The sequence below is a fragment of the Mesorhizobium sp. M4A.F.Ca.ET.022.05.2.1 genome (genome assembly GCF_003998845.1).
In the GTDB taxonomy this organism is placed as follows: domain Bacteria; phylum Pseudomonadota; class Alphaproteobacteria; order Rhizobiales; family Rhizobiaceae; genus Mesorhizobium.
Genome location: NZ_RZOJ01000503.1, coordinates 1 through 3796 on the forward strand (window position 1 = coordinate 1; position 3796 = coordinate 3796).

Sequence of the window (3796 nt, forward strand, 5' to 3'; positions counted from 1 at the left end):
CAGCCGATCGTCATCCTGACCTCCAACCGCACCCGCGAGCTGGCCGAGGCGCTGCGCCGGCGCTGCGTCTACCACTGGATCGGCTATCCCGACGCCGCGCGCGAGGCCGAGATCATCATGCTGCGCGCGGGCGATGTCGCCGAGGCGACGGCGCGCGCGGTGGCCAATGCCGTGCAGCAGATCCGCGCCCGCCCGCTGGCCAAGCCGCCCGGCATTGCCGAGGCGGTGGAATGGGCGAATGCCGCCACCATTCTCGAAAAGGGCGGAAGCCCATGGCCGGAAGCCTTTCGCCGCGCCATCGGCGTGCTGATCAAGGACGAGGAGGATCTGTCCGCGATCGCGCCGGAACTTGGGAGGATCGTCGAGGAGTCACTGGCGTGAGCCGCGACCTCAACAATCCCTTCTCCCCGTTCACGGGGAGAAGGTGCCCCGAAGGGGCGGATGAGGGGCGGCGCCAACATGGGCAGACGATGGCGCTGCCCCTCACCTGCCTGCCGGCATCCTCTCCCCGTGAACGGGGCGAGGAAAGCTTGCCCCGCGCCGCCGCGCCCTTCCTTGGCTTTGCCCGCCTGTTGCGCCGCCACGCCTTCGCCGTCGCGCCGGAACAGGCCACCAGCTTCATGCAGGCGGTGACACTGCTTGGGCCGCGCTCGATGAACGACATCCGCGAGGCCGCGCTGGCGACGCTCGCGCCTTCGCCCGACCGTCGCATCGAATTCGACGCACATTTACGCAGCCACTTCTATGGCGACGTAAAACCGTCGATCGAGGGCGAAGAGGATGAAACCCGCATCAAGGACGATCGTGGCACGCGCGAAGAGCAAAGCCAGGCCGCTCGCCAGGGGAAGGGCGGCGAGCTGACCTCGGCGCGCGAGCAGTTGAGCAGCCGCGATTTCCAGCGCGACGCCGACGGTCTTGGCGCATTCCGCCGCGGGCTCGCCTCCGCCCTGCCCGCCCGCCGCTCCTTCCGCACCATCCGCACCCGCTCGCGCGGCACGCTCGACCTCAGGCGTTCGCTCAGCGAAATCGTCAGCGCCGACGGCGACATTCCTTCGCCGCAGCTCCGCCGCCGACAGACCGTGCCGCGCAAGCTGCTCCTGCTCATCGACGTCTCCGGCTCGATGAAGCTCCACACCTCCGATTACCTGAAGTTGGCGCACGCCGCCGTGCAGAGCGCCGACCGTGCCGAAGTCTTCACCTTCGGCACTCGGCTCACGCGCATCACCTCGGCGCTGCGTATCCGCGATCGCGACCAGGCGCTCGCCCGGGCAGCGGCTTTGGTCGACGACTGGGACGGCGGCACTCGCATGGGGCCGACGCTGCTCACCTTCCTTTCGGTGCCACGGTTTTCCGCCTTCGCCCGCGGCGCGGCGGTGGTCATCCTTTCGGATGCGCTGGAGCGCGGCGACCACGCCGATCTCGAGACCGCGATGCGCCGCCTGAGCGCCCGCGCCTTCCGATTGTCGCTGGCGACGCCGCTCGCCGGCGATCCGCGTTTCCGGCCGGCGACGGCGGCGCTGCGCGCCATCGTGCCGATGCTCGACGATCTTGTCGACGGCTCGTCGCTGAAGAGCCTCACGGATTTTATCCTGTCGCTCGCCCGGCCCGCTCCGTCGGCCGAGGCCATCTGGAAAAGGGTATCGTGATGCAGAAGGCGATCGACGCGCATTTCCACATCTGGCGCCAGAAGGACCAGCCCTGGCTGGTCGGACCGATGGCGCCGCGCATCTTCGGCCCCTACGAGCCGATCCGCCGCGACTATCCAATCGAGGAATTCCTCGAAGACCAGAAGGGGTCTGGCGTCGAAAAGACCGTCTATGTCCAGACCAACTGGGCCAAGGAGGATTTCGAGAAGGAAGTCGCCTTCCTGCAGAAGACCGCCGACGAAACCGGCTGGCCGCACGCCATCGTCGGCTATGCCGACATGACCGTCGACGATGTCCGGCCGCAGATCGACCGGCTAATGAAATACAAGCTGCTGCGCGGCGTGCGCATGCAGTTGCACTGGCACGAGACGCCGGCTTTCCGCTTCGCCGCCTCGGCAGACCAGGTCATCGATCCCACAGTGCGGAAGAATGTGGCGCGGCTGAAGGACTACGGCCTGCCCTTCGACCTCCAGCTTTTCCCGGCGCAGATGAAGGACGGCCTGACGCTGGTCGGCGAGAACCCCGAGACCAACTTCATCCTCACCCATGCCGGCATGCTGACCGGCATGGAACCGGAAACCACCGAGGCATGGAAGACCGGCCTGCGCACGCTCTCCGCCGCGCCCAACGTCTACGCCAAGCTGTCCGGCCTGGGCACCTTCGTCCACCGCAACGATCCGGCGCTGATCGCCTACATCGTCGACAACGCGATCGATATCCTCGGCCCGGACCATCTGATGTTCGGCTCGAACTTCCCCATCGAGAAGCTGTGGACCAGCCACGCCGAGTTGATCAAGGCGCACCGCGCGGCGGTGGCCAGGCACGGCGCAGCGGCGGAAGCGGATATCTTCTGGAACACTGCTGAAAGGGTTTATCGACCGGCGTGAGAGCCTGTACCCTGTGAGAGACGGTGGATCGGGGCGCGGCCCCGAGACGGATGAGGGCGCGACCAAAGGCGGAGGCGGAGTATGTCTCGGCGATCGGCCCAAAATCCGGATGTCAATTCCGCGGCGAATGGCCTGAAACCTCGGCGCCCGCCGCCGGCGGCAGCACCAGGAAGCGGAAGGCAGCCGCAAGACTGATTCCGCCGACCACCAGGAAGGCGATCCTGAAATCGACCAGATCGAGTGCTGCCCCGCCTCTTGCGATCTGCGACAGATTGAGGACCGCCGCCGCGACCGCTACGCCGAACAACATCGATATCTGCTGCAGCATGCTGGACAGTGTCGCCGCCGAGCTGCGCTGCGCAGCCGAGATATCGGCGAAAGCCAGCGTGTTGAGCGCGGTGAACTGCATCGAACGCGCCAGGCCGGCGACCAGCATCAGCGCCACCACCAGCGCCCGCGGCGTTTCAGGCGAGATCGCCGCGCAGGCCATCACCGCGAGCGAGGCGATCAGGCCGTTGACGACCAGCACGCGACGGAAGCCGAAACGCCTCAGCGTCGGCGTCGTCACCGCCTTCATGCCGAGATTGCCGAGGAAATAGGCCAGGACGAGCAAGCCGGCATCGACCGGCCGCAAGCCGAAGCCGACCTGGAACAGCAGCGGCAGCAGGAACGGGGTAGCATTGATCGACACTCGGAAAATCGTTCCGGCCGACAGCGTCGAGATGGCGAAGGTCAGGACCTTGAACGCCTTGAGGTCGAGCAGCGGATGCGGCGTGCGCGCGAGGTGCCGCACCGCCAGCCAGCCGATCAGCACGCCGGCGGCAATCAGCGCCACGGTCGGCAAGACGCCGTCCTCAGGATGCGCGATGCGCTCCAGCCCGTAGAGCATCGCGGCGAGCCCGAGCGAGGTGAGCACGAACCCCGGCCAGTCGAGCGGCCTGGTCTCGGCTTCGCGGTCGCCCGGAACGAAGCGGGCGACCAGCAGCAGGCCGGCCAGGCCGAGCGGGATGTTGATGAAGAAATTCCAGTGCCAGGAGAGATAGGTGGTGATGAAGCCGCCAAGCACCGGTCCGACCACCGGCGCGAACAGCGCCGGCCAGGTGATCAGCGCGGTGGCGGCGATCAGCTCCGACTTCGACGCATTGCGCAGCACCAGGATGCGGCCAACCGGCGTCATCAGCGCGCTGCCAAGACCCTGCACTACGCGGGCGGCGACAAATTGCGAAAGGTTCTGTGAGAAGCCGCAGGCGATCGAGGCCAGGG

3 protein-coding genes and 1 pseudogene are annotated in these 3796 nt (G+C 67.2%); 3 read left to right on the top strand and 1 reads right to left on the bottom strand.

Annotation, left to right across the window (positions count from 1 at the left end; translation table 11 throughout):
- The 3 genes and pseudogenes from EN745_RS31495 to EN745_RS31505 form a co-directional block, all read left to right on the top strand.
- Nucleotides 1-381, top strand: a pseudogene (locus EN745_RS31495) (MoxR family ATPase); the annotation flags it as partial.
- Between the two features lie 89 nt (nucleotides 382-470).
- Nucleotides 471-1646 (top strand): VWA domain-containing protein, encoded by a 1176-nt coding sequence (locus EN745_RS31500; RefSeq protein ID WP_127423048.1) that lies wholly within the window; start codon nucleotides 471-473, stop codon nucleotides 1644-1646.
- The gene (locus EN745_RS31505; protein WP_189363219.1) at nucleotides 1646-2533 is read left to right on the top strand and encodes an amidohydrolase; all 888 of its coding nucleotides are present in this window, start codon (nucleotides 1646-1648) and stop codon (nucleotides 2531-2533) included. Before EN745_RS31500 ends, EN745_RS31505 begins: the two co-directional genes overlap by 1 nt.
- Nucleotides 2534-2645: 112 nt before the next feature.
- Here EN745_RS31505 and EN745_RS31510 read toward each other — a convergent pair.
- Nucleotides 2646-3796 (bottom strand): MFS transporter (locus EN745_RS31510; protein ID WP_127423050.1); only part of this gene is annotated, 1151 nt, incomplete at its 5' end.

Bases quoted from the DNA above. Each gene is read 5' to 3' on its own strand.
- EN745_RS31500 (WP_127423048.1), top strand. From the start codon at position 471: ATGGCGCTGCCCCTCACCTGCCTGCCGGCATCCTCTCCCCGTGAACGG.
- EN745_RS31505 (WP_189363219.1), top strand. From the start codon at position 1,646: ATGCAGAAGGCGATCGACGCGCATTTCCACATCTGGCGCCAGAAGGAC.